General features: G+C 57.2%; 19 protein-coding genes and 1 tRNA gene. 14 read left to right on the top strand and 6 right to left on the bottom strand.

Annotated elements, in window-relative coordinates; translation table 11 throughout:
* Nucleotides 1–17 precede the first annotated feature (17 nt).
* Together hpaD and A6F49_RS06845 are read left to right on the top strand one after the other, a co-directional pair.
* Nucleotides 18–1,181, top strand: coding sequence for a 3,4-dihydroxyphenylacetate 2,3-dioxygenase (gene hpaD, locus A6F49_RS06840; protein WP_043057740.1), 1,164 nt, complete (start codon nucleotides 18–20; stop codon nucleotides 1,179–1,181).
* Between the two features lie 149 nt (nucleotides 1,182–1,330).
* Nucleotides 1,331–2,113, top strand: coding sequence for a hypothetical protein (locus tag A6F49_RS06845; RefSeq protein WP_067605663.1), 783 nt, complete (start codon nucleotides 1,331–1,333; stop codon nucleotides 2,111–2,113).
* A gap of 15 nt (nucleotides 2,114–2,128) precedes the next feature.
* Here the strand turns inward: A6F49_RS06845 and A6F49_RS06850 are convergent, their stop codons facing one another.
* Entirely contained in the window at nucleotides 2,129–2,866 is a 738-nt protein-coding gene (locus tag A6F49_RS06850) for an SCO1664 family protein (RefSeq protein WP_043057738.1), read from the bottom strand.
* 13 nt (nucleotides 2,867–2,879) lie between these two features.
* Entirely contained in the window at nucleotides 2,880–3,533 is a 654-nt protein-coding gene (locus A6F49_RS06855) for a histidine phosphatase family protein (protein WP_043057737.1), read from the bottom strand.
* Between the two features lie 74 nt (nucleotides 3,534–3,607).
* Between A6F49_RS06855 and A6F49_RS06860 the strand changes: the two genes are divergently transcribed.
* The 4 genes from A6F49_RS06860 to A6F49_RS06875 all read left to right on the top strand — a co-directional run bounded on the left by A6F49_RS06860 (nucleotide 3,608) and on the right by A6F49_RS06875 (nucleotide 9,017).
* Nucleotides 3,608–4,996 carry a sigma 54-interacting transcriptional regulator gene (locus A6F49_RS06860; protein WP_043057817.1) on the top strand — a complete coding sequence of 463 codons (1,389 nt, stop codon included), beginning with the start codon at nucleotides 3,608–3,610 and terminating at the stop codon, nucleotides 4,994–4,996.
* 9 nt (nucleotides 4,997–5,005) lie between these two features.
* Nucleotides 5,006–6,988, top strand: coding sequence for a vWA domain-containing protein (locus A6F49_RS06865; RefSeq protein WP_043057736.1), 1,983 nt, complete (start codon nucleotides 5,006–5,008; stop codon nucleotides 6,986–6,988).
* 81 nt (nucleotides 6,989–7,069) lie between these two features.
* The gene (locus A6F49_RS06870; protein WP_043057735.1) at nucleotides 7,070–7,771 is read left to right on the top strand and encodes a DNA alkylation repair protein; all 702 of its coding nucleotides are present in this window, start codon (nucleotides 7,070–7,072) and stop codon (nucleotides 7,769–7,771) included.
* 70 nt (nucleotides 7,772–7,841) lie between these two features.
* Nucleotides 7,842–9,017, top strand: a complete 1,176-nt coding sequence (locus tag A6F49_RS06875) for a MalY/PatB family protein (protein ID WP_043057816.1) — start codon at nucleotides 7,842–7,844, stop codon at nucleotides 9,015–9,017.
* 12 nt (nucleotides 9,018–9,029) lie between these two features.
* Here the strand turns inward: A6F49_RS06875 and A6F49_RS06880 are convergent, their stop codons facing one another.
* The 3 genes from A6F49_RS06880 to A6F49_RS06890 all read right to left on the bottom strand — a co-directional run bounded on the left by A6F49_RS06880 (nucleotide 9,030) and on the right by A6F49_RS06890 (nucleotide 12,695).
* Entirely contained in the window at nucleotides 9,030–10,892 is a 1,863-nt protein-coding gene (locus A6F49_RS06880) for a plasmid pRiA4b ORF-3 family protein (protein WP_052504828.1), read from the bottom strand.
* A gap of 104 nt (nucleotides 10,893–10,996) precedes the next feature.
* Nucleotides 10,997–12,208 (bottom strand): acyl-CoA dehydrogenase family protein, encoded by a 1,212-nt coding sequence (locus A6F49_RS06885; RefSeq protein ID WP_043057734.1) that lies wholly within the window; start codon nucleotides 12,206–12,208, stop codon nucleotides 10,997–10,999.
* Complete coding sequence (locus tag A6F49_RS06890) at nucleotides 12,192–12,695, bottom strand: acyl-CoA thioesterase (protein ID WP_052504827.1); 504 nt, start codon at nucleotides 12,693–12,695, stop codon at nucleotides 12,192–12,194. The genes A6F49_RS06885 and A6F49_RS06890 overlap by 17 nt, the downstream gene beginning before the upstream one ends.
* 216 nt (nucleotides 12,696–12,911) lie before the next feature.
* Here A6F49_RS06890 and A6F49_RS06895 point away from each other — a divergent pair, with 216 nt between their 5' ends.
* The 5 genes from A6F49_RS06895 to nrfD all read left to right on the top strand — a co-directional run bounded on the left by A6F49_RS06895 (nucleotide 12,912) and on the right by nrfD (nucleotide 20,258).
* A complete protein-coding gene (locus tag A6F49_RS06895) occupies nucleotides 12,912–13,829 on the top strand; it encodes a LysR substrate-binding domain-containing protein (protein WP_235604896.1) in 918 nt (305 codons plus the stop codon).
* A 207-nt stretch (nucleotides 13,830–14,036) separates the two neighbouring features.
* Nucleotides 14,037–14,804, top strand: a complete 768-nt coding sequence (locus A6F49_RS06900; RefSeq protein WP_043057733.1) for an SDR family NAD(P)-dependent oxidoreductase — start codon at nucleotides 14,037–14,039, stop codon at nucleotides 14,802–14,804.
* A 57-nt stretch (nucleotides 14,805–14,861) separates the two neighbouring features.
* Nucleotides 14,862–18,110: a formate dehydrogenase-N subunit alpha gene (fdnG, locus tag A6F49_RS06910; protein WP_235604897.1), complete on the top strand. Its 3,249-nt coding sequence runs from the start codon at nucleotides 14,862–14,864 to the stop codon at nucleotides 18,108–18,110.
* A gap of 1 nt (nucleotide 18,111) precedes the next feature.
* Nucleotides 18,112–19,164 carry a 4Fe-4S dicluster domain-containing protein gene (locus A6F49_RS06915; RefSeq protein ID WP_043057731.1) on the top strand — a complete coding sequence of 351 codons (1,053 nt, stop codon included), beginning with the start codon at nucleotides 18,112–18,114 and terminating at the stop codon, nucleotides 19,162–19,164.
* A complete protein-coding gene (gene nrfD / locus A6F49_RS06920; protein ID WP_043057730.1) occupies nucleotides 19,161–20,258 on the top strand; it encodes an NrfD/PsrC family molybdoenzyme membrane anchor subunit in 1,098 nt (365 codons plus the stop codon). Before A6F49_RS06915 ends, nrfD begins: the two co-directional genes overlap by 4 nt.
* Here the strand turns inward: nrfD and selD are convergent.
* Entirely contained in the window at nucleotides 20,255–21,259 is a 1,005-nt protein-coding gene (gene selD, locus A6F49_RS06925) for a selenide, water dikinase SelD (RefSeq protein ID WP_043057729.1), read from the bottom strand. The two genes, nrfD and selD, sit on opposite strands and share 4 nt — an antisense overlap.
* Before the next feature lie 87 nt (nucleotides 21,260–21,346).
* Between selD and A6F49_RS06930 the strand changes: the two genes are divergently transcribed.
* The 3 genes from A6F49_RS06930 (at nucleotide 21,347) to selB (ending at nucleotide 24,582) form a co-directional block, all read left to right on the top strand.
* Nucleotides 21,347–21,442 (top strand) — tRNA-Sec (locus A6F49_RS06930).
* A 30-nt stretch (nucleotides 21,443–21,472) separates the two neighbouring features.
* Entirely contained in the window at nucleotides 21,473–22,792 is a 1,320-nt protein-coding gene (gene selA / locus A6F49_RS06935; protein WP_043057728.1) for an L-seryl-tRNA(Sec) selenium transferase, read from the top strand.
* Complete coding sequence (selB, locus tag A6F49_RS06940) at nucleotides 22,789–24,582, top strand: selenocysteine-specific translation elongation factor (protein WP_067605669.1); 1,794 nt, start codon at nucleotides 22,789–22,791, stop codon at nucleotides 24,580–24,582. Before selA ends, selB begins: the two co-directional genes overlap by 4 nt.
* Nucleotides 24,583–24,597: the final 15 nt, after the last annotated feature.

Here is a 24,597-nt window from a genome sequence, read left to right on the forward strand (position 1 = left end):
CTAACCGAAGGAACACCATGAAAATTGATAAAAACACGCGCACCAAAACCAGCTCGGGATTCCACGTATCCCAGGATGCGCCAATCAACACCGATAACCCGATCCCAACCCCGGAAGCACCAGCACCAGATGTGCTGCGCGTAGCCTACATGGAACTCCAGGTCACCGACCTGGCAGCATCCCGTGAATTCTACGTCGATGTCCTGGGTCTGCACGTCTCTCACGAAGACGACAACGAGATCTACCTGCGGTCATCGGAAGAATTCATCCACCACAACCTGATCCTCAAAAAGGGTCCGGTCGCAGCCGTTGGTGCCTTCTCCTACCGTGTGCGTTCCCCCGAAGACGTAGACAAAGCCGAAGCGTTCTACAAAGAACTCGGCTGCCGCGTTGAGCGTCGCAAAGATGGTTTCGTTGAAGGCATCGGCGACTCAGTCCGCGTCGAAGACCCACTGGGCTTCCCATACGAATTCTTCCACGACGTCGATCACGTAGAACGCCTGGCATGGCGCTACGATCTCCACGTCCCAGGTGCGCTGGTACGGTTGGACCACTTCAACCAGGTCACCCCGGATGTGCCACGTGCCGCCCGCTACATGCAGGACCTCGGCTTCCGCGTCACCGAAGAAATCTCAGATGGTGAAACCGTCTACGCTGCCTGGATGCGCCGCAAACCAACCGTCCACGACACCGCGATGACCGGTGGCGACGGCCCACGCATGCACCACGTAGCCTTTGCAACCCACGAGAAGCACAACATCCTGGCGATCTGTGACCGCCTGGGTGCACTGCGCCGCTCGGATGCCATCGAACGTGGCCCAGGCCGCCACGGTGTCTCCAACGCGTTCTACCTCTACCTGCGCGACCCAGACGGTCACCGCGTCGAGATCTACACCCAGGACTACTACACCGGCGACCCAGACAACCCAGTTGTCTCCTGGGACGTCCACGACAACCAGCGTCGTGACTGGTGGGGCACCCCGGTCGTCCCATCCTGGTACACCGATGCCTCGACCGTCCTGGACCTCGACGGCAACCCAGTAGAAATCGTTGCTCGCACTGATGACAGCGAAATGGAAGTCACCATCGGTGCCGATGGTTTCTCCTACACCCGCGCTGACGACGACGAAGAAATGCCAGACTGGAAAAAGGGCGAGTTCAAACTCGGCAACCAGCTCTAAAAACCTATGACACACCTCGTGTGACATAGCCTCCAAAACTAGCGCCTGCGAAGTACGGTTCGCAGGCGCTAGCGCATTTAACGCTGACTTCTTGTTCCGCTACAGGGCTGTAGGCTTTCCATAGATACCAAGAAAGGGTGCTCTCGGTCATGTCGACATCACACGCTCATCCAGACAAATCAGCCGGTGATCAAGCTGTCATGACCGACTATTCACCCGAGCTGTATGCATTCCGCTTCCCTAACGCCTTCGTCAACCACATCTGGAGCGGTCGTATCCCGCCCCTTATTGGACGCAAGGTCCAGCTGTCCACCGCTGGTCGTTGCGGAGGGATGGCATTTGCGTCCTTGGACTTCTACCATCTCAAAACGCCCGTTCCGCCTCTGAGCACTGACGATCTAGCGCCATCGTTGGTCCCTAGCGATGGCCACCCGTTGGCCAACTATATTTACACACGCCAACTACACAGCATGCTGACCACGGTGCGCGGGCTGCGCGACGGTGTTCGGTATATCCGCTGGAGTGGTTATACAGCAGCCACCATTGCGGCGAAGACACAGCTGGAAGAACAAAAAGTCATCGCGTCCCTGGATCGAGGCCAGCCCGTGGTGCTTGGACTCATCAAAGCCACAAGCAAGCGTTTGAAGGCTCAGGGCGTGAACCACCAGGTTGTATGCTACGGCTACCGCCTCGATACCTCTGGCCGCCTGGAGTTCACTGTGTATGACCCAAATGGCCCATTTCAGTCCTCCCCGAATGAACACCGGCCCGGAATACTTCGGAAGATCGACGACGTCGAGCACTCCGGCTTTGTGTACCAGGAACGCCTATCAAACCGAACCCATCGATGGCGTGGCTTCTTCGTCGTGGACTACCGCCCACATCAACCAAATCCTGCCGTGATCCAAGCGGCCAAGACTGACGAACACTAAACCCAGCTCCAGCGCTTAGATGAGCGGCCAGGGAAAGCGTCGGCCCGTGAGGTCACGAGGATAGGCCCCAGTCTCGAGCACTTTTTGAATCCGGTCTTGCAATGCAGACGTTTCTATTGAGCTCAGCTGTGCCGCAATGGCCTCTGGGATCCGTTCGGCAAATGGTGCGATGTCGTCGAGGAGTTCTTGGTCAATATCTTCATCGGCAAATTCCCACATCACGGTGCGTAATTTCATCAGGGAAGCAAAACATAGGCCGTGGTCGATTCCCCAAATTTTGCCGTGGTTGTCATACAGGACGTGGCCGGACTTGCGATCAGCATTATTGGCAATCAGATCAAATAACGTGAGTCGACGCAGTTGCTGATGCGTCTCGGGTTTACGTTCGAACAGGGTGAAGAAGTGCTCTGCAGGATTGTGGTCGATAAACAACTGCAACGACCCGATCCCCAGTGGGCCATCATCGCGGATAACGGTGGTGGGCACCTGATGCCACCCCAGTGCTTCACTGAGGAGATAGGCTGCGAATTCTCGACGGTGCAGGCCATGGTCAAAGTCCATCAGAGGCCGCTCCCCGAGTTCGGGTTTATAGATTCCCCAGACTTGTTCAGTCCCGTGGGTGACTTCGACTAGGAAGGTCTCATTGCTGCTGTTCGCCAATTGACCCAGCAGCCTGAATTGGCCGCATCGCAGTACTTCAGCGTCCAACAGCGATTCGTTCTGGGGCGTTGGGACTTCTGGTTCCTGCGTCATATCGTCACCGTTTCTATGAAGGCCGCAGACCTGCCAGCGATTCCAGTGTGGAATTGACGGTCAGCACACTGGGTTCACTGTCTGCCGGTTCGGTTTGGTAGGCAATAGCCGAGACGGAACACGGGCTGATACTGATCCGTTGAAATCTATTCAACGGGGTACCCAGCGCATCGGCAACCGCAATGCGGATTGGGTCGGCATGGGAGAAGCACACCACGGTGCCACCGGGATGCTGCTGCCGCAACTTTTCTAGGGTCTCTGCCATCCGGTCGCGGATTTCTACAAAGCTCTCCCCATTGGGAAACCGGAACTGATCCGGCTGGTGCTGCACTGTTGTCCATTCGGGCAGGTTCATCAAGGCCGTGAGTTTAGCTCCGGTCCAATCTCCGAAGTCACCTTCAAGAAGTCCCGGCTCTTCAACTACCGGCAGGCCACACCGTGCTCCGGTGGGCTCGGCTGTCTGTTTTGTTCGTTCCATGGGTGATGAATAAATCGCGGAGATGGGTAGGGTCGCCAGCCGTTCGGCCACGCGTTGCGCCTGTTGCATTCCATGCTCGCTTAAGTACAGGCCGGGCGCTCGGCCTGGCAGAATCTTGCCGGTTGTGGGGGTCTGACCATGCCGAACCAGCAGAACCAGCGTGGTGCGTGTCTCATTTTCAGCATTCATCACTGCTAGCTTACCGAACCTGTCCTAAGATCAACCCCTGTACACTTTGCCCGATCAGCACTAGCGTGATGACTGTGACTACCTCACCTGAAATCAACACGTTGGCTGAGCTCCGGGCCTCCGGACATGTTCAGAAATCTCTGCGCGAAGAATTACGCGACAACCTGCTGGCAAAGCTTGCCGCCGGGGAAGATCCGTGGCCTGGGATGCACGGATTTGAAAACACCGTGCTCCCCCAGTTGGAGCGCGCACTGATTGCCGGCCACGACGTCGTTTTACTCGGCGAGCGCGGACAGGGTAAAACCCGCCTGCTTCGTACGTTGGCAACCCTGCTGGATGAGTGGACACCGGTTATTGATGGCTCTGAACTTCATGAGCACCCCTACGAACCCATTACCGTCGAATCGCAGCGTCGAGCTGCAACCGACGGCGAGAATTTGCCGGTTGCTTGGCTGCACCGGGACGAACGCTATGTTGAAAAACTCTCCACACCGGATACGTCAGTTGCAGACTTGATTGGCGATGTTGACCCAATGCGAGTGGCCGAAGGACGGCGTCTGGGTGACCCGGAAACCATCCACTTTGGGTTGGTGCCTCGTGCCAACCGCGGGATCGTAGCACTCAATGAGCTGCCAGATCTGGCCGAGCGTATTCAGGTAGCACTACTGAACGTGATGGAAGAACGCGATATCCAGGTTCGCGGTTATGTGTTGCGCTTACCCTTGGACGTGTTGATGGTAGCCAGCGCCAACCCGGAAGACTACACCAACCGCGGTCGCATCATTACCCCGCTCAAAGACCGATTTGGGGCAGAGATTCGCACCCACTATCCGGTCGAGTTGGAAGATGAGATCGCCGTTATCCGGCAAGAAGCCCAACTCAGCGCCGTCGTTCCAGACGTGTTATTAGAAATTCTGGCCCGTTTTACCCGGGCCCTGAGAAATTCCCCTGCGGTCAATCAAGCATCTGGGGTCTCGGCGCGCTTTTCGATTGCCGGGGCCGAAACCATCGCGGCGGCTGCTCGTCACCGCGCCACTGTCTGTGGGGAAGATGCCGTAGCCCGGCTGGTCGATGTGCAGACCGCAACCGATGTGTTGCGTGGCAAGGTCGAATTTGAACCCGGAGAAGAAGGTCGCGAGGGCCAAATCCTAGAGCACCTGCTGCGCACCTCCATGGCACAAGCTGCCCGAACACATTTCGGTGGCCTGAATTTCAGTCCGCTGGTGGAGGCTTTCGACGGTGCCACAACTATCACCACCGGAGAGCATGTCACCGCCGAACACTTTTTGGCCGAACTACCAGAGCTTGAAGCTTCCAACCTCTATGACGAGATCGTTGAGCGGTTAGATGCCGACGCCTCCGCGGGGCACCGTGCCGGTGCCATCGAGCTGGCCTTAGAGGGGCTGTATCTGGCACAAGAACTATCGAAAGAAACCGCAGACGGGCAAACCATCTACGGCTAAGGAGGCGTTATGCGCCACGGAAAAGCATCACGCTATGGCCGCTATACCGGCGGCCCCGATCCGTTGGCTCCGCCCATTGACCTGACCGAGGCGCTGGAAGAGATCGCCGACGACGTGATGGCCGGCTACTCGCCCGAACGCGCCATGCGCGAATACCTACGGCGCGGTTCACGCGATATGACCGGGCTGGATGAACTGTCCAGACGGGTGCAACAACGTCGTCGTGATTTGCTCAAACGCCACAGCCTGGACGGCACGTTGGACCAGGTGCGCGAACTCCTCGATGAAGCCGTGTTAGAAGAACGCAAACAGTTGGCCCGGGACATCACGATGGATGACATGGATCGTGATTTTCGCGAGATGCAGCTGATGAACCTACCCGAGGCCACCGGGGCCGCGGTAACCGAACTGTCGGACTATGATTGGCAGTCCTCCACCGCCCGGGAAAAATACGAACAGATTAAAGATCTGCTGGGCCGGGAAATGTTAGACCAGCGGTTCCAAGGCATGAAACAGGCGCTCGAAGGTGCAACCGAGGAAGATCGAGCGGCCATCTCGGAAATGCTCAACGATCTCAACGACCTACTCGACAAACATGCCCGCGGCGAAGACACCCAGCAAGATTTCGATGATTTCATGGCCAAACACGGTCATCAGTTCCCCGAAAATCCACAGAATATTGACGAACTGATCGACACCCTGGCCCAGCGTGCGGCGGCAGCCCAGCGGATGCTGGCCTCGATGACCCCAGAACAACGCGCCGAGCTGATGGAACTGTCCATGCAGGCTTTTGGGTCGCCGGAATTAATGGATCAGCTCAACCGACTCGACGCCAATCTGCAGTCGCTGCGGCCCGGAGAAGATTGGACCGGTTCCGAACAATTTGAGGGCGATCAGGGTCTGGGACTCGGGGATGGTACCGGCGTGCTGCAAGACTTAGCCGAACTGGATGCCCTGTCCGAACAACTATCGCAGTCCTATGCGGGCTCAACCCTGTCGGATGTGGATATCGACAAGCTCAGCCGTCAGCTGGGCGACGACGCCGCCGTCTCAGCGCGCACCCTGGCAGAGTTAGAGAAAGCCCTGAAAGAATCGGACATGTTGCGCCGCAGCTCCGATGGCGATCTGCGGCTTTCCCCGCAGGCCATTCGACGGCTCGGCAAGACATTACTGAAAGACACCGGTTACCTGTCGGATCGTCAGGGACAGCGCGATACCCGCAATGCCGGGGCCGCCGGTGAACTCACCGGGTCCAGTCGGGCCTGGCATTTCGGTGACACCGAACCCTGGAATGTCACCCGCACGATCACCAATGCCATTACCCGTACCGCTTCCGAGGGTGGCAATCCAGGCACCGGGCTGCAACTTGAAGTTGGCGACGTCGAAATTCAAGAAACCGAAGCTCGCACCCAAGCCGCCGTCGTGCTGCTGGTCGACACCTCGTTTTCCATGGCTGCCGAGGGACGCTGGGTGCCCATGAAACGCACGGCGCTGGCCCTTCACCAACTCATTTCAACACGCTTCCGGGGCGATGAATTAGAGCTGATCAACTTCGGTCGCTACGCCAGCCAGGTCCAGCTTGATGAACTCACCGCCATGGCCCCAGCTTATGAACAGGGCACGAACTTGCACCACGCGCTGATGCTGGCCACCCGGTTTTTCCGACGGCATCCGACCATGCGCCCGGTGCTGTTGGTGGTGACCGACGGCGAGCCGACGGCGCACCTGACCAGTCACGGCGAGGCCCGCTTCTGGTACCCACCCCGCCCAGAGACCCTGGAGCTGACCGTCACCGAACTGGATCGCGTGCAGCGACTCAATGCCGCCATCACGTTCTTTCGGTTGGGAGACGACCCCGGCCTGAAGCGCTTCCTGGAGGCCATGGCATCGCGAGTCGACGGCAAAGTGGTGGCCCCAAGCGCCCAAGATCTCGGTGCCGCCGTGGTCAACGAATTCTTACACGTGCGCAGCCCTCGCCTACCAGACTGGTAACTACCTGCCAATCCTGCCGGCCTGCAAACTTTGCGTGGCAACGGCGCTATGCTTAAACCCACCAGTACCCTCAAGGAGACCATGGCAACGCGCACCCCACCACCAATCGTGACCGTCGAAGAAGTTCTCGCTGAGCTCGCTGCTCTCGAAGACCCCAGAATGCGTGAGGTCAATCAACGCCACGGCAACGACATCGGCGTGAATTTATCCAAGCTGCGTGCCATCGCCAAACGACTCAAGACCCAACACGATTTTGCCCAAGAACTTTGGGCCACCGGCGATTCCCAGGCACGACTTGTCGCCATCCTGATCAGCAGTCCCAAAAAGTACACGGTTGAACAACTCGAGACCATGCTGCGTGAAGTACGCGTCCCCAAAGTGCATGACTGGCTGATCAGCTACATCCTGAAAAAGAACCCCGAAACAGAAACTCGGCGGATCAACTGGATGAACGACGTCGATGAAGAGGTCGCCAGTGCAGGGTGGGCGTTGACCAGCCAAGCCGTGGCACAACGCATAGAAAACTTGGACATCTCCGAGCTCCTGGACACCATCGAAGCACAAATGAAATCCGCCCCGAAACGCCTGCAGTGGGCAATGAACGAATGCTTGGCCACCATTGGGATTCACTATCCCGAATACCGCCAGCGCGCCATCGAGATCGGCGAACGGCTCGAAGTGCTCAAGGACTACCCTACCGCCCCGAACTGTGTTTCACCCTTTGCACCCATCTGGATCAACGAAATGGTGGCCCGACAACAAGCCACCACCGACCTGAAATAGCCAACCCACAAGAGCCGTTGTTCTCTGCCACCTCTCGCATTCTGTAAGGTTGCCATCTATCGTGGTGATTATGACGGATACAGCGCACCCAACAGCCGCCGAACTCTTCGAATTGTCCGATAATCAACTGCGTGGTCGTGCAAGTCTCAAGTGGTCTACCGTTGAGCCCGATGTCTTGCCGGCCTGGGTCGCCGAAATGGATGTAGCTCTTGCTCCAGCGATCATCGACACCCTACAAAACGCCCTACTGCGCCACGATGCTGGCTATCCCGGTCAGTCAGACGACGTCGTGCAAGCATTCACCAGTTTCGCTGAAGACCGCTGGGATTGGCACATCGAACCGGAACACATCAGTTTCCATGTCGACGCCGCAACTGCTGCTTCAAAGCTCATGCGCCACTACTCCGGCCCAGACCGTTCAGTGATCATCATGCCGCCTGTCTACAACCGGTTTTATGATTGGCTTGCCGGTAGCGGCGTCAAACCCCTAGAAGTGCCGTTGACGAATGTACCCAACGGCGGCTTCTTTGATTTGGACGGCATTGAAGCCGGACTCAATGCTGGGACCAGAGTCATTTTATTGTGCAATCCACACAACCCCCTGGGCAGGGTCTTTTCTCAACAAGAACTCGCCGAATTGGCAGACCTTGCCCACCAATATGACGCTGTGGTGCTATCTGATGAAATCCACGCTCCCATGGTGTATCAAGGCGTGGAATTTACGCCCTGGCTCACCGTGTCTGATACGGCACGAAAAACAGGTATCGCGCTGCATACCGCAACCAAGTCCTGGAATTTCGCGGGCCTCAAATGCGGTATCGCCATTCGATCAGCAACCGGTCCATGGCCTGCTGAACTTGATCCTACGATGACGCGTACCGACACGGGATTCTGGGGATTGTTAGCCACCGAAGTCGCCTTCCGGGACTCCCGCCCCTGGCTCGATACCGTCCGTGACCACTTTCAATCACAGACTGATGCGCTCCAGCGGTTGGTTGCCCAACACCTTCCCGGTGTCACGTTCCACCCACCACAGGCCAGTTTCTTGGCGTGGCTGAATTTCCGCGACACCGATCTCACTGAGGAACCCGCTGACTATTTCTTACGTGAAGCCCGCGTTGCGCTGAGCCCCGGCATAAATTTTGGGGACGCCGGCCACGGTTACGCTCGCTTGAATATGGGAACCTCAACGGTGCGGCTGGAACGAATCATTGCAGCGATGGGCTCAGCCTGGCCACCACGCTGAGGTCGGTCAATATCAGAATTCATAGGGCACTGCGTGCTCGTCAATGGCGTACATGCCTGGTTCAGGAACACGTTGACCGACGCCGTTGGCACGAGCCCACGCAGCAATTTCTTGAACTTCTGTAGTCTCAAAATCTGGATGCTGGCGTTGAAACTCTAGTGGGTCTCGCATCGCCAGCAGTTTCTGCTCATACCCACCAGGACCGCCAGAGTCTTCAGGTGGACAGGCGCCTTCTACAGCCAGCAATTCGCCATGCGGTTCGGCAATGCGTGTACCAATCGGAGTGATCAGCATCTGCCAGCCGTCCCCGTAGTCATAGATCAGGACGACCTGAGGTCCTTCAGGAGTCAGTACATTTGAAACTTTCAGATCAGCGGCAAGCGGGGCGTCTTGGTCCATATCGGAAAATGATGCCGCCAAAGTTTCATGCATCCCGTTGTCCTTGAGGAGGTCCAGCTGCCACAGGTGTGTCAGTTCCCAGCCAAACATGATCAAAATGGTTTCTATGCTGGCGTGTAAATTCGCGTCACACGGAACAGACATGCGCCGGATGACCGGCGGCGACATACCAAGGAGTTCGATACTGAACTCAAGATGCTCTCGGGGCTCATCGAGTTCAAAGAGCTGCTCTAACTGGTCGTCTAGCAGCTGCATCAGCCCCTCTTCCGGCAACGCGAGAGCCGAACTGATCAGACTGTCTGCATAAACTTGCGCGGTTTCATACTGCATCGTTGGATGCATCTCAGCGGTCATCCGGTCCGCCACGTTTATCTCACCGTGGTCCAAAACGTGCCGCAATAAGGCCACTTCAACGAAACATTCAACATCTTCTATGGTCGCATTGGCCACCCAATCAAGATTTGCGGCCAGCTTCGCACGCGGATGAGCGATGCTAATCAAGCCACTGTCCCGGAGCACTTGCCAAGCCGTGTGGACCAATGGCACATCACTGTGCTGTGCTCGGTGAACGTCGAGGCTTTCGGACGTCTGGAAAATGCTATGCAGCGTCGACGGGTCAACGAGCAGTCGCCGCAGCTCAGACACCGGCATGTTTCCAGCTTTTGTCAGCTGCACGCCATCAGCCGATGCCGCAATAAAGCGGAACAACTCCCTAGCCGCCAGGACATACGGCTCTTCCACCACGAACCATGGCAGATAATGCACATCGCTGGCAGCCATTCCCAAGCGAACTCCGTGATGCATGGTGAGCGCCATCACTTGGCAGATCTCGCTGGGAGTGAGGTCAATAGGCTCGGTGAGCTCAACGAGGATTTGCTGTTGCACCGGGGTCAGCTGCTCACCGTCGGAAGCCTGCAGTATCACGTCCGTTTGCTCAGCCGTTAAGGTCACCGGAATCGCAAAAGGATCGTGTTCGACCCGTATGGCTGACCCCGGCATGCCCGCTGCCGCATCGCCAAGCGCCTCTGCGGATTCGAGTTTGACTCGTGCTCGGTATCCGCGCCCGGGATCTAGCTCAGCGTAGAGTTCGGTTTCTGGGACGAATAGCTGCCCGAACTGGACCGACTCCATTCCATGAACGTTCTCACGATTGGCGCTATTCTCCCAGGATGTTGTGAGACCGAAGTGTTCCTGTGGAGCATCTTGACCCTGACGCGTCAACAGCCCAGATGAACTCGAGGTCAATCCGGTTGCCGCCCACAGCACGTGCATGACCTGGTCAGCTGGCATGGACACATCAATCAGGACTCTAGTAGTCAACGGGCACTCGACACCGGTGGTACTTAGTACAACCGTTCGCATTGTCCCCGTGGGCAACGGTTGATTAAAAGTGGTTTCCGTTTGCGGTTTCGGCCCTGGCCGTTCATGCAACCAGGTGACGTTATCTGAGGATTCCTGTGCTGATGGTCTACTCATGCCAGTTCCTTTACGCATCCGCTAACGTACCGCAAAAACCTTGGTTACTTTAGCGTACTGACCTCACCCGCCAAACACCAAGTGATCGTAGAAAGATCCCAGGGCTACGACCGACGATGCGTGGTAAATGCTGACTTCCCAGTGATGGCTCGCCCCACGATCAGTGCTTGCATCGAGTCGGTGCCCTCATAAGTCGAAATGACCTCCATATCCGTCAGGTGACGAGCCACATGGTTTTCCAACAGCAAGCCGTTGCCGCCCATCATGTCCCGTGCTTCACGACAGATGGCCAGCGCTTTGCGTGAGGTCACCATTTTCACCATCGAAGCAATAGCCTGGTTGTCTTCCCCGAGGGTTTGAAGCTCAGCCAGACGCTTGCACATCAACTGCATCGTAGTCACATCGGACAGCATCGTTGCAAGTTTTTCTTGGACCAGCTGGTAATGCGCGATCGGTGCACCAAACTGTTCACGGTTTAGGGCATAGCGGGCGGCATGTTCAAACGCTGCCATGCCGTGGCCCAGGGCCTCCCACGATGCACCGCCACGCGTAGCTTGCAGCACCCGGTTGACGTCTTTGAAAGACTGCCCAAATTCCAACTGATTATCGTTGCTAACGCGAACATTGTCGATGGTAATGTCGGCTTGCAGGATCGAGCGCTTGCCGACTTTGCCTTCGATGACGACGGGCTCATACCCAGTCGGGAACTCGCCGTTATCTTTTTCGATGACGAATGCCTTGACCTCGCCGTCTGCCTCATCGCGGGCGTACACCACAGTGACGTCTGCGGCATAACCATTCCCAATCCACCGCTTGTGCCCATTGAGAATCCAAGAATCCCCATCACGACGGGCAGAGGTTTCTAAAGCCACCGAATCGGAGCCATGGTTCGGTTCCGTCAAGGCAAATGCGCCGGTCTTTTCAAGCGCAGCTAGGTCAGGCAGCCAGCGCTGACGCTGTTCTTCATTGCCCAGCAGGTAGATGGATCCCATGCACAGGTTGGCATGCACGCCCAAGAAGGTGCATACCGAACCATCAATGCGTCCAAGTTCGCGCGACAGGAGTCCTGCTTCTCGGCGCGAAAAGCCAGGAGCACCGTAGCCTTGAACAAAGCTACCGACAATGCCGAGCTCTTTCAGCGCGGGCAGGATTTCGTAGGGAAATTCTGCCCGTTCCCAATGATCATTGATGACCGGGCGGACATGGTCGATACCGAATTGCCGGATCTTGTCACGCAATGCAATTTCTTGCTCGCTCAGCTCGCTGTCGAGCATGAAAAAATCAGGATGGTCAATCAAATCATTGGTTTCCAGCAAGGTGTTGTCCTTTCATGCCGCCTTCTATGCGATGGCGTGGTGAACCTATGCGTGAGTCAAAGGCCGGGCCCGAGTGGGCTTCTAAAATCCGACGGAATTCCTCGTCGTGTGGTTTCGGTTGACCTGTGTGTTCATCAACAACCACCATGGTCACTTCTGTGTAGACGCACGGTTGCCCATCCTGGGCCAGTAAGTGACCGAAGATAAATGAAGTATTCCCAATCTTTGGGATCCACACCCAGACAGTGGTTTCTTTGCCGTAATGTGCTTCGTGGTTAAAAATAGAGTTGAGTGCCCGAACTACCCGTCGTGGGCCGCTCAGTCCAGGAACTGTATCCGTCCACTGTTTAGTCGCCCTTATTCGTGCTTCTTCCATCAGAGTCAGGATTCGGGCATTATTCACATGTCCGTTGATGTCCTGGTCGGACCACCGGAGTTGGATATCAATCGGGGTTGCTATGGTTTTGATGTGATCGAAATTCGACACTGGTTGTTGCTCCTCATTAGAGGTCGGTGTGTCCGCTGGTCATATACATTGCGTCGAACCTAGTAAGGTCCCCAAGCTAGTACCTGCTCCACAAGTATTCGATTTCCAGTCGTGCTCATCCTGTGGTCCTTTATCGTCGTTCTATCTCATATAATCAGGTACATTTATTGGTGTCCAATACTTATTCGCCAGTAGTTTGATACCGAAACATCAAGAGTGGTGGTTGTTCTGGAGGTTAAACAGGCAGAGGCTTTTCTCGCCGTAGCAGTAGAGCTGCACTTCGGTCGCGCAGCTGGCCGACTACGGATTGCCCAGCCACCGTTGAGCCGGATGATCAAACAACTTGAACGGCAACTGGGCGTGGAGTTGTTTATACGCAGTACCCGCAGCGTCGAACTCACCGCGATTGGGCAAGCACTGCTAGACCCTGCCCGAAAGCTCGTTGCGGCATCTCAGGAAGCTGTCGAAACGGTATTGCATGTTTCTGCAGGAAAAATCGGCCGAGTTCGCATTGGTTTTGCCGGAGCATCCACGTATCAAACTGTTGGAGACATCTCTCGCCAACTCCGGTCGCAACATCCTGGCTTGACGTTGGACGTACACTCAGCCATGTTCTCACCCAATGCACTGCAGCATGTCCTGGATCAAGAATTAGAGCTCGCAATCGGTCGCTGGGATTTCCTACCTCCTGAACTTGATTCCTTGATCTTGGCTCAAGAGGAAGTCATCGTAGCACTGCCTCCAAACCACCGTTTTGCAGACAACGAATCCATAGCAATGCGAGATTTGGCCGACGAAAATTGGATTTCACTACCCATCGACTCGGGTTCTGCCTTGCACAATCGGCTGATTCATCTGGCTTTTGTCGCAGGATTTACTCCGCGCATTACTCAGACAGCTCCAGACTCCTGGGCACAGTTAGTACTGGTCGAAGTCCAAAGCGGGTGCGCGATTACCCTAAACTCCGTTCGTCGGCACCTACCCGACTTAGGTGTTCGGTTTAAAACAATTGCCGATTCCCCAAACCCACCACTCGATGTACGACTGATCTGGCGGAAGGATAACCTCACTCCACCCGTTCAAGCTGCCATCGACGTCGCACGCGAGCTCTTTCCTGAGCCCGAACAGAACTAATAATGACTGGGCTCGATGGTTTCGATACGTCACACACTGTTGGTGTATAGATGCAAAACTTGGGCCGCGTTTCTCCGCAGTAGCTCTCTTTCACAGCCCGAACTTCGGCATCCCAATAGCCTGGTGCACTCAATGTATTGTGCTTTCGAAGGGCTGACTTTAAAGTGAGATTTATCGTCTCACGACCGCCTGATGGAAAGAGTACTCATGGCCATATCATTAGCTGATCGCGTCGTCATTGTCACCGGTGCTGGATCTGGCATCGGAAGAGCCACCGCCCAGCTTGCGGCACTTCGTGGAGCACACGTGATTATTCAGGATATTTCCGAAGCCGGGGCTTACGACACCGTCAAGATCATTTCCGATTCCGGAGGTGCCGCTACCGCGAGCATCGGTGATGCTTCCAACCAAGCCGACATTGATGCAACCGTTGAGCTCGCACTGCAAACCGGTGATCTTCGCGGTCTGGTCAACAACGCCGGGATCATGGATAACTTCGCACCGGCTGCGCGTACAACGGACGAGACGTGGGAACGTGTCATGCGTATCAATGTGGACTCAGTTTTCAAATACACCCGCGCTGTCATACCGCACTTGATCGAAAACGGTGGTGGATCGATCGTGAACCTTGCGTCTGCAGCCGGGATTCGCGGTGCTGCAGCCGGTGCCGCGTATACGGCATCAAAACACGCAATTGTTGGGCTGACGCGCAATACTGCCTATGTTCATGCTGGCGATAATGTCCGAACCAATGCGGTCGCACCGGGCGGTGTAGAAACCAACGTCATGGCCGCCATCGATCCGTCGAGCTACGACGCCGCTGCCATGGAGGTGACCGGCCCGGTCCATGCAACGGCCGTCCGTAGCGCCCAGCCCGACGAATTAGCGCAATTAATTGTGTTTCTCCTGACCGATGCAGCGTCCAATATCAACGGCGCCATTATCCCCAGCGACGGCGGTTGGTCGGCGGCCTAGTCACCGTAGAGATTTCACCCCTCCCAACTTGGCAAAAGCTCTGTTAGTGTTAGGCTCATGGCACGGTTCTCAGTTCTCGGTTGGCCCGTTTTTCGTCAGGCCAAGTCAAAGGACAAATTAGGGCGCGGTCCGGCGGTTGAATCGCCAAAATATGCAAATATGCGCCCTCGCACGGAAGACGCCGATAAAGTAGTTCAGAGCGTCTGTCCGTACTGTGCCGTCGGCTGTGGACAACGCATCTACGTCAAAGATGACGAAGTCATCCACATTGAAGGCGACCCAGATTCACCGATTTCGCGCGGTCGGTTGTGCCCGAAGGGTGCTGCGTCTGAGCAGCTCGTGAATACTCCATCCCGGCAGAAGACCGTCCTGTACCGTCGTCCCTACGGTACAGATTGGGAAGAACTCGATTTAGAGACCGCGATGGAGATGATTACGGATCGGTTTTTAGAAGCACGCCGCAATCATTGGGAAGATTTTGATGAACATGGTTCGCCCGTCAATCGCACCATGGGGATCGCATCCCTGGGCGGTGCGACCATTGATAATGAAGAGAACTACCTGATCAAAAAACTGTTTTCTGCTGCCGGTGCTGTGCAGATCGAAAACCAGGCTCGCATATGACACTCCTCCACAGTTCCTAGTTTAGGAGCTTCCTTTGGGCGTGGCGGTGCCACCCAGCCATTGCAAGATATGGCGAATGCAGACCTGGTATGGATTCAGGGTTCAAATATGGCCGAAGCACATCCCGTTGGGTTCCAGTGGGTTGCCGAAGCCAAGGCTCGTGGCGCCAAACTCGTCCACGTTGACCCGCGCTTCACCAGAACTTCCGCGATGGCAGATAAGCACGTCCACATTCGGGCGGGTACTGATATTGCGCTGCTTGGTGGGCTGATCCGCTACATGATCGAAAACGATCTGTGGTTCAAGGAATATGTCACCCACTACTCCAACGCCGCCCATTTGGTCGACGAAGGATTCAAAGACACCGAAGATCTCGAAGGTCTGTTCTCCGGGTTCGATAAGGACACCGGCGGGTACGACAAGTCGACCTGGCAATACGAAAAAGACCCATATGAGGCCGATGGTATTGCCAAGGACATGACATTGCAGCACCCGCGCTCGGTCTTCCAGATCCTGCGTCGTCACTACTCGCGCTACACCCCTGAGATGGTTAGCGACATCACCGGGATCAAGACGGAAGACTTCCTGGAAATAGCCGATTTATTTGCCAAGAACTCTGGCCGCGAGCGCACCACCGTCATGGCGTATGCACTGGGCTGGACCCAGCACTCGATGGGCTCGCAGTTCATTCGCACCTCCGCGATCCTGCAGCTGCTGATGGGCAATATGGGTCGACCAGGTGGCGGCATTATGGCGCTGCGTGGTCACGCGACCATTCAGGGTTCCTCGGATATTCCAACCCTGTTCAACCTGCTGCCCGGTTATCTGCCATTCCCGGTTGCTGGCAAGCACGACACCCTGCGAGACTATCTCGACGACTCCGTACCAAAGCATCAAAAGGGCTTCTGGTCCAACGGAGACGCCTATATGGTCTCGCTGCTCAAGGCATGGTTTGGCGACGACGCGACCGAAGAAAACGACTTCGGATATAAATACATGCCACGCCTAACCGGTGCCCACGGCACGTATCAAACGTTGATGCGCATGTTCGACAAGGGTGTCGATGGCTACTTCGTGCTGGGACAGAACCCCGCGGTGGGTTCGGCCAACGGGCGCATGCAACGGTTGGGCATGTCGAATCTGAAATGGATGGTCGTTCGCGACTTCCAGCTCATAGAGACGGCCACCTGGTGGAAAGACGGCCCCGAGATTGCCACCGGTGAGCTCAAGACTGAGGACATTGCCACCGAGGTCTTCTTCATGCCTGCGGCCAACCACACCGAAAAAGCTGGAACGTTTACTCAAACCCAACGACTGGTGCAGTGGCGTCATCAAGCCATTACCCCACCGGGTGATGCTCGTTCGGAGCTGGAATTCTTCTACGATCTCGGGGTGCGGCTCAAAGAGAAGCTTAAAGACTCGACCGACCCACGAGATAAACCATTACAGGCCATGACTTGGGATTACCCGGTCGATGAGCACGGTGAGCCATCCGCAGAGGCCGTGTTGAAAGAGATCAACGGCTACTACACGACCGGTCCGAATGCCGGCAAGCCGGTGGATAACTTCAACCAGTACAAGGCCGACGGTTCGACCGCGGGTGGCTGTTGGATTTACGCGGGCGTCTACGCCGGCGGGATCAACCATGCGGCCAACCGGGTACCTGGTAAAGATCAGGATGAGATGGCGCATCAGTGGGCATGGGCCTGGCCGGCGAACCGTCGCATCCTATACAACCGTGCTTCGGCTGACCTAGATGGTAACCCCTGGTCGGAACGCAAGAAGCTGGTGTGGTGGGATGAAGACCAAGAGGTCTGGACCGGTCGAGACATACCGGACTTCCCGGTCAATCGTCCGCCATCAACCAAAACCGCCCATGACACCTACGGTCCTGATGCACTGGCCGGTGATGATCCGTTCATCATGCAGTCTGACGGTAAGGGCTGGTTGTTCACACCGAAGGGTATGAACGATGGCCCGATGCCAACACACTTCGAACCGGCGGAATCACCGGTGGAGAACCCGCTGTACCCGCAGCAAGAATCACCATCGAGAGTGTTGATCACCGCCAAGGGCAACCAAACGGCACCATCTGCCGGAGAACCCGGGTCCGAAGTGTTCCCACATATCTTCACGACCTACCGTCTCACCGAGCACCAGACGGCCGGCGGGATGAGCCGCTTCCTGCCCTACTTGTCTGAGCTGCAACCCGAAATGTTCGTTGAGGTCTCCGAAGAGCTCGCCGCCGACGTCGGGCTGGAACCCTATGGTTGGGCAACGATTGCGTCACCGCGCGGTGCGATCGAGGCCAAGGTGTTGGTCACCCAACGCATGAAACCGGTGGTTGCCGGTGGCAAGACCGTCCACCAGATCGGGATGCCATTTCACTTCGGGGTCGGCAACCAAGCTTTGGTCACCGGTGATGGTGTCAACGATCTGCTGGGTATGACGCTGGATCCCAACGTGTACATCCAATCGGGCAAGGCGGTGGCTTGTACGATCATGCCGGGACGACGTCCACGCGGACCAGCCCTGGTCAAATTCGTGGAAGATCTGCGAGAACAGGCAGGCATTACCCCACTGACCGGACATCGACGGGTGACGTATGAACGCGACCCTGAGACCATGGAAGTATCCGATCCACCAAGACTGACCGAACCCGAGCCTCACACAGGAGAATAGCGTGGTTGATTTCCTCGAGCGCCCCGGCGAGCTGATTGACGCCTACGGTCAAGACACCGAGCGCAAAGCCTTCTTCACCGATACCTCGATTTGTATCGGGTGTAAAGCCTGTGAGGTGGCGTGTAAAGAATGGAACCAGGTCCCAATGAAAGGGGATCTGGAAATACTCGGATCCTCCTATGACAACACGGGTGGACTGGGTGCCAACACTTGGCGTCATGTGGCGTTCATCGAACAGGGCCAAGAGCAAATCGAAAAAGCCCGCGAATCCGGGGCAAAACTCGTCGGGCTCGGGATGCCGGCGTTTGGCGCTCCAGAAACCCGAGAACCCAATACCACCGAGGACCTTGGTATGCCCGAATTTGGGTCGCCCGGCGTTCGGATCAAGAATAAGGTCGATAACCCACCAAATCCTGACACCCCAGAATTTCGTTGGCTCATGAGTTCTGATGTGTGCAAACACTGTACATATGCGGGCTGTTTGGACGTGTGCCCAACCGGTGCACTCTATCGCACAGAATTCGGCACGGTGGTCGTCCAGGATGATATTTGCAATGGGTGCGGAACCTGTGTCGCTGGATGTCCTTTCGGGGTGATTGAGCGCCGTGATTCCGGGACCATTCACACCAAGCCTGACCGCGTTGACTCTCGATATGCGATGGACGTCAAAAACGAAGGCACAGCCAATAAGTGCACCATGTGCTTTGACCGTCTGGTCGATGGCCAAACCCCTGCCTGTGCACAAACCTGCCCGACGACGTCCATCAAATATGGCAGTCGCGAAGAAATGGTCGACACCGCGCAGAAACGCGTGACCGCCATGCACGAAAAAGGTCTCACCGAAGCCCGCCTCTACGGGGCAAATCCCAACGACGGGGTGGGCGGTATTGGCTCGGTATTCCTGTTGCTAGACGAACCTGAAGTCTACGGTCTGCCACCGGACCCACGGGTACCCACCAAGGATTTGCCGTCCATGTATAAAAAGGTTGGTATCGCTGCCGCCGGTATGTTAGCGGCCGCGGCGACCGCATTTTTAGGAGCCCGCAAGAAGTGACCCTGTCTGACTTTGATGCCTACCGACCAGAAAACGAGCCGCGTCGGAAAAAACGCCGCACTCGTCCACCCGGCCAACGTCGTGGTGGCGGTGCCGGCGATGGTTCCCGCGAAATGCCAATGGTCGAAGACGTCGAGTTCGCAGATTCCTACTACGGTCGACCCATCGTCAAACCACCACCATGGGATGACAAAATTTCTGCCTACCTCTTCTTGGGAGGTATCGCTGGTGGGTCAGCAATGCTGGCAATCGGAGCCGATCGTATTGGCTTCGACAAACTACGCAGAAACACCCGGCTGACCGCGCTCGGGGCAACGATTGCCGGGACCGGATTTCTCGTCGCTGACCTTGGTCGTCCCGAACGTTTCCATCACATGATGCGCACGTTCAAGCCGGCATCCCCAATGAACATGGGCACCTGGATTCTCAGTGCCTTTGGAGTTGGCGCTGGAGTCGTGGCAGCCATTGATGTCGACCGGATGACAGGCCAAAAGATACCGTTGGGCGTGCTCCGGCCGATTGTCTATGCGTTCGAAAAACCTGCCGGTCTATTGGCGGCATTGATGGGAGCACCCCTGGCTTCCTACACGGGCGCCTTACTAGCCGACACGTCCGTACCAACCTGGAACGGTGGAAAAGACAACCTGTCATATCTCTTTGTATCATCCGCCGCGATGGCATCCTCTGGTGTGGCGCTGTTGACGACTCCAACTTCGGAAACCCGACCGGCCCGAGTCTTTGCAACCCTAGGCGCCGCCTCGGAACTGTACTTCTCGGAAAAACTCACCGCGGACATGCACCCCGTGGAAGCCGAACCGCTGCAAACTGGACGCCCAGCACGCAAACTGCGCTGGGCGCAGGCGCTCACGATCGCAGGGGGCGTTGGTGCCGCACTATTAGGTCGCAACCGGATTGCTGCAATGGCCTCAGGTGCAGCGCTTGCATCGGCATCATATCTGACCCGTTCGGCCATCCTAGAAGCCGGGATCAACTCGACCAAGGATCCGCGCCATGTAGTTGAGCCGCAGCGCGACCGGCTTGCGGCCCGTCGCGCTCAGGGCATTGTCGACGATTCCATTACGACGGTCGGCTAGCGTACTTCGACTACCCCTGCACGCTGAGTGGTATAGCCGACCACCGGGTAGCCGGGTAATTCGCCGACCACCAGGAGACCACCCGATGTCTGGGCATCAGCCAGTACTAGCAGGTCGTCTTCGGTGATCCCTTCGGCTGCTTCGATGTTCGGTGAAACCCAGTCCAGATTCCGGCGGGTGCCACCAGAGACATATCCATCACGCAGAGCTTCGGCTGCACCGTCCACCAACGGGACAGCGTTGCGATCTATCACGGCACCGGTTCCTGAAGCCCTCATCATCTTGTACAGGTGGCCAAGCAAGCCAAACCCAGTCACATCTGTTGCCGCTTTAATCCCTGCAGCAACGGCTTGTTCGGCAGCAGCCTTATTGAGCGTCGTCATGGTCGCGATGGCTTCATCAAAGACTTCACCGGTGGCCTTGTGGCGGTTATTCAACAATCCCAGGCCGATCGGTTTGGTCAATGTCAGCGGCAACCCGGCCTCAGCCGAGTCATTGCGCAACAACTGATCAATTTTTGCAACACCGGTGACAGCCATCCCGTATTTGGGTTCTGGATCGTCCACCGTGTGCCCGCCGATCACCGGGCAACCGGCTTCTTTTCCGATGGCCAGTCCACCGGCGAGAACTTCCGACATCAGTTCGGAAGGTAGCACACCGCGCGGCCAACCCATCAGGTTAATGGCAACAATTGGGCTGCCACCCATCGCATAAATATCGCTGATCGCATTTGCTGCTGCGATTCGACCCCAGTCATATGCCGAGTCGACAACAGGGGTGAAAAAGTCTGCGGTCGACAGGATCGCGGTATCCCCATCCAATTGGACAGCAGCGGCGTCGTCGCCGTCATCAACTCCGACAATCACGTGTTCATAATCCTGGCCGACAAGCTGTGCCACGGCTTCTTCGAGTTCACCGGGCGGAATTTTGCAGGCGCACCCGCCACCGGAGGCAGTTGTGGTTAATCGTGGAAGTGTGGTGGGTTCTAAAATCTCAGACATATCCCCCAGTATAGGAACGTGACAGCTTCGGTGACAGAAGCGCTGATCTTTGGGTGAGACAAAACAAACGTGATAGTTTGAGATTTTGGAGGCGTCAGGGTTCCTGGTGGTCCCCGCGGTCTTCAAAACCGACGAGACCAAGTAGCTTGGTCTGGCGGGTTCGATTCCCGTCCGCCTCCGCCAGAACCGTCCGATGTGCGATGAAAGGACCGTTTGGTGGCCGCAGATCCGCGCCGCGCGATTCCCTCGACCGACCGTCTGCTTGCCCTGCCCGAAGTACAGGCAACCAAAACCCGACTGGCACCGCACGTCATTCGACGCGTCATCACCGAGGCGCAAAACGATGCCCGGCACGGTGAACTGGCCCCCGACGACGTCGCACCCACCATCATCAATCGCCTCAGCGCGCTGTCGCCAACCCGATTGTCGTCGGTGCTGAACGCCACCGGCGTCATAATCCATACCAATCTTGGGCGCGCTCCCCTCTCCGATGCAGCACGCGAAGCCCTCATGACCGCCGCGGGCTACGTGGATTTGGAGCTTGATCTGCGCGACGGGAAACGCTCAAAGCGTGGCATGTGGGCAAAAGCCGCGCTCTTATCTGCGGTGCCGGACGCCGAAGATGCGCTCGTGGTCAATAATGGTGCCGCCGCGCTATCGCTGGCAACCACCGTTCTGTCGGTCGCCCTTGATATGCCCGAGATGGTGATCAGCCGTGGGGAGCTGGTCGAGATCGGTGCTGGGTTCCGGCTGCCTGATCTCATGGTCTCCACGGGTGTCGAATTGGTCGAAGTTGGCATGACCAATCGAACCAACCTGGACGATTACCGCAACGCGATTACCGAGCGCACCGGTGCGATCCTGAAAGTGCACCCGTCGAATTATTGGATCGGTGGGTTCAATTCGGCGGTTGAGATTAAAGAACTTGCGCAGCTAGCCCACGAGCACAACTTACCGTTGATTGTCGATGTCGGCTCAGGGCTGGTGGATGCGGATGACGTCCTGACTGATGAACCGACCATGTCGGCTGCGCTGCGCGACGGCGCCGACGTCGTTATTGCCAGCGGTGACAAACTCTTAGGCGGGCCGCAGGCCGGGATCCTGCTGGGTAAAACCGAGATCATTCAACGGCTGGCCAAGCATCCGCTGGCACGGGCATTTCGAGCCGATAAGTTCACCTTGGCGGCACTGGAGGCAACATTGAATTCGCCCTCCACGCCGATTCACGACGCGCTGCATGCGGATTCGAAGTCTCTCCGCGAGCGCAGTGAACGCGTCGCCCAAGAGCTGGGTGCCGAGGTTGTGGCGCACGACGGCCGAGTCGGTGGCGGCGGTGGCGCCGGAGTTCCCCTGCCCGGCTGGGCGATTAGCCTGCCCGAGTCCTATGCGTCTGCGCTGCGCACGGGGAGCCCTGCGATTCTGCCGCGGGTTGCGGACGGTCGGTGCCTCGTTGATCTGCGCTGCGTGCCTGCGGAGCAGGACAAAATACTTATGGTTCGACTACGCGAAGTTGCCAATGAGGTGGCCTCGTGAGCGAACGGTTCGTGATTGCCACGGCAGGTCACGTGGATCATGGTAAATCTGCACTCGTGCGTGCCTTGACCGGAACCGAACCCGACCGCTGGGATGAGGAACGCGAGCGCGGCCTGACCATCGATTTGGGTTTTGCCGAAACGACCCTGGTATCAGGTCGATCGGTTTCGTTTGTTGATGTGCCAGGGCACGAACGGTTTCTGGGCAACATGCTCGCCGGGCTTGGACCGGCACCAATTGTGTGTCTGGTGGTGTCCGCTGATGAGGGCTGGTCTGCTCAGACTTCTGAGCACCGTGATGCCATCGCTGCCCTGGGGGTCGACACCGGGATAGTTGTCATTTCGAAACTTGATCTGGCACCGGAAAACGTGGAGATCGTGACCCAGCAAATTCGCGACGAACTGTCAGACACTGCGCTGGCGGATGCTCCGATCATCGCGACGTCGGCAACTATGGGTACCGGACTAGATGCTTTCCGGCAGGAACTCGATCAACTACTCGACGGTGTCCCCTCCCCCGATACCTCGGCACCAATCAGGTACTGGGTTGATCGCAGTTTTGCGGTCAAAGGTGCGGGCACCGTGGTCACCGGGACCCTGGCTGCCGGCACACTTCGAGTCAACGACACCCTGGAGCTTGCTGGCACCGATACCCAGGTGACGGTCCGGAATCTGCAAAGTCATGGTAGTTCAGCAGATGTCCTCACACCGGTAACGCGTGCCGCGGTGAATCTGCGGGGTGTGGACGTCGCAGAGGTCGCACGTGGCGACGTCTTGGTTACCCCGGGGGCCTGGTTCCACACAGAGTTGATTGACGTTGTGGGCACCCCGGGGGTCGATTTCACTGACCTGGCTCAGGAGTTCTCGATCCATATTGGCACGGCGACGGTTTATGCACATTGCCGTGCCCTCGGACCCAATTTTGCTCGGCTGGCCCTGGAACGCGCGCTGCCGCTCCACGTTGGTGACCGACTGATTCTGCGCGGCACCGGCCAGCGGTTGATTACCGGTGGAGCCACCGTGCTGGATCTGGACCCGCCCCAGCTGCGTCGTCGAGGGGCAGCCACGCGTCGAGCCGAAACATTGGGTCACCTCACCGCAGCCAATCACCTAGAACTCGACGTTGCTCGACACGGTGCACTAGAACAAGCAACAGTCACTGCGATGAGCATCCCGGTGCCCGAGCCGCTGGCCGCATCGGTGCTTCTCCATGATCGATGGTTCATCGACCGCGATCGCCTGACCGCTTGGGCGCAGCGCCTCCGCGAGGCTGTGACCGAACAATATAGCAAAGACCCGGCGGCCGGGGGTATTCCCCAGCAGGCCGCGGTGTACCTGTTAGAGCTGCCGCATCGTGAGCTGTTGCCACTGGTTATACAGCGGGCACAGCTGATTGAGCACAGTGGCAGGGTGACCGACCCGGTGCTGAAACCAACCCTGGGGGCGGCCGAAGCCGCCGTTACTCCCCTGGAACACCGATTGCTGGCCGAACCGTTCACCGCCCCCACCGCCGATGAGCTGGCAGAACTCGGCCTGGGTGATAAAGAACTGGCCGCGGCCGCCCAACAACAGCGCCTGCTGCGCCTACCCGATAATATTGTGCTGCACCCCAAAACCCCGGCGATGGCCATGCGCGAACTCGTCCAGCTCGCCCAACCCTTCACCGCAGCCGAAGCCCGCCAAGCCCTGGGCACCACCCGGCGCACGCTGATCCCCCTGTTAGAACACCTGGACGCTCGCGGCTGGACGCAACGCCTTGACGGCAACCTGCGCCAAGTCAAGGGGCGTTAGTCATCGTTGACCAAA

The organism is Enteractinococcus helveticum, assembly GCF_001657475.1.
Lineage (GTDB): Bacteria > Actinomycetota > Actinomycetes > Actinomycetales > Micrococcaceae > Yaniella > Yaniella helvetica.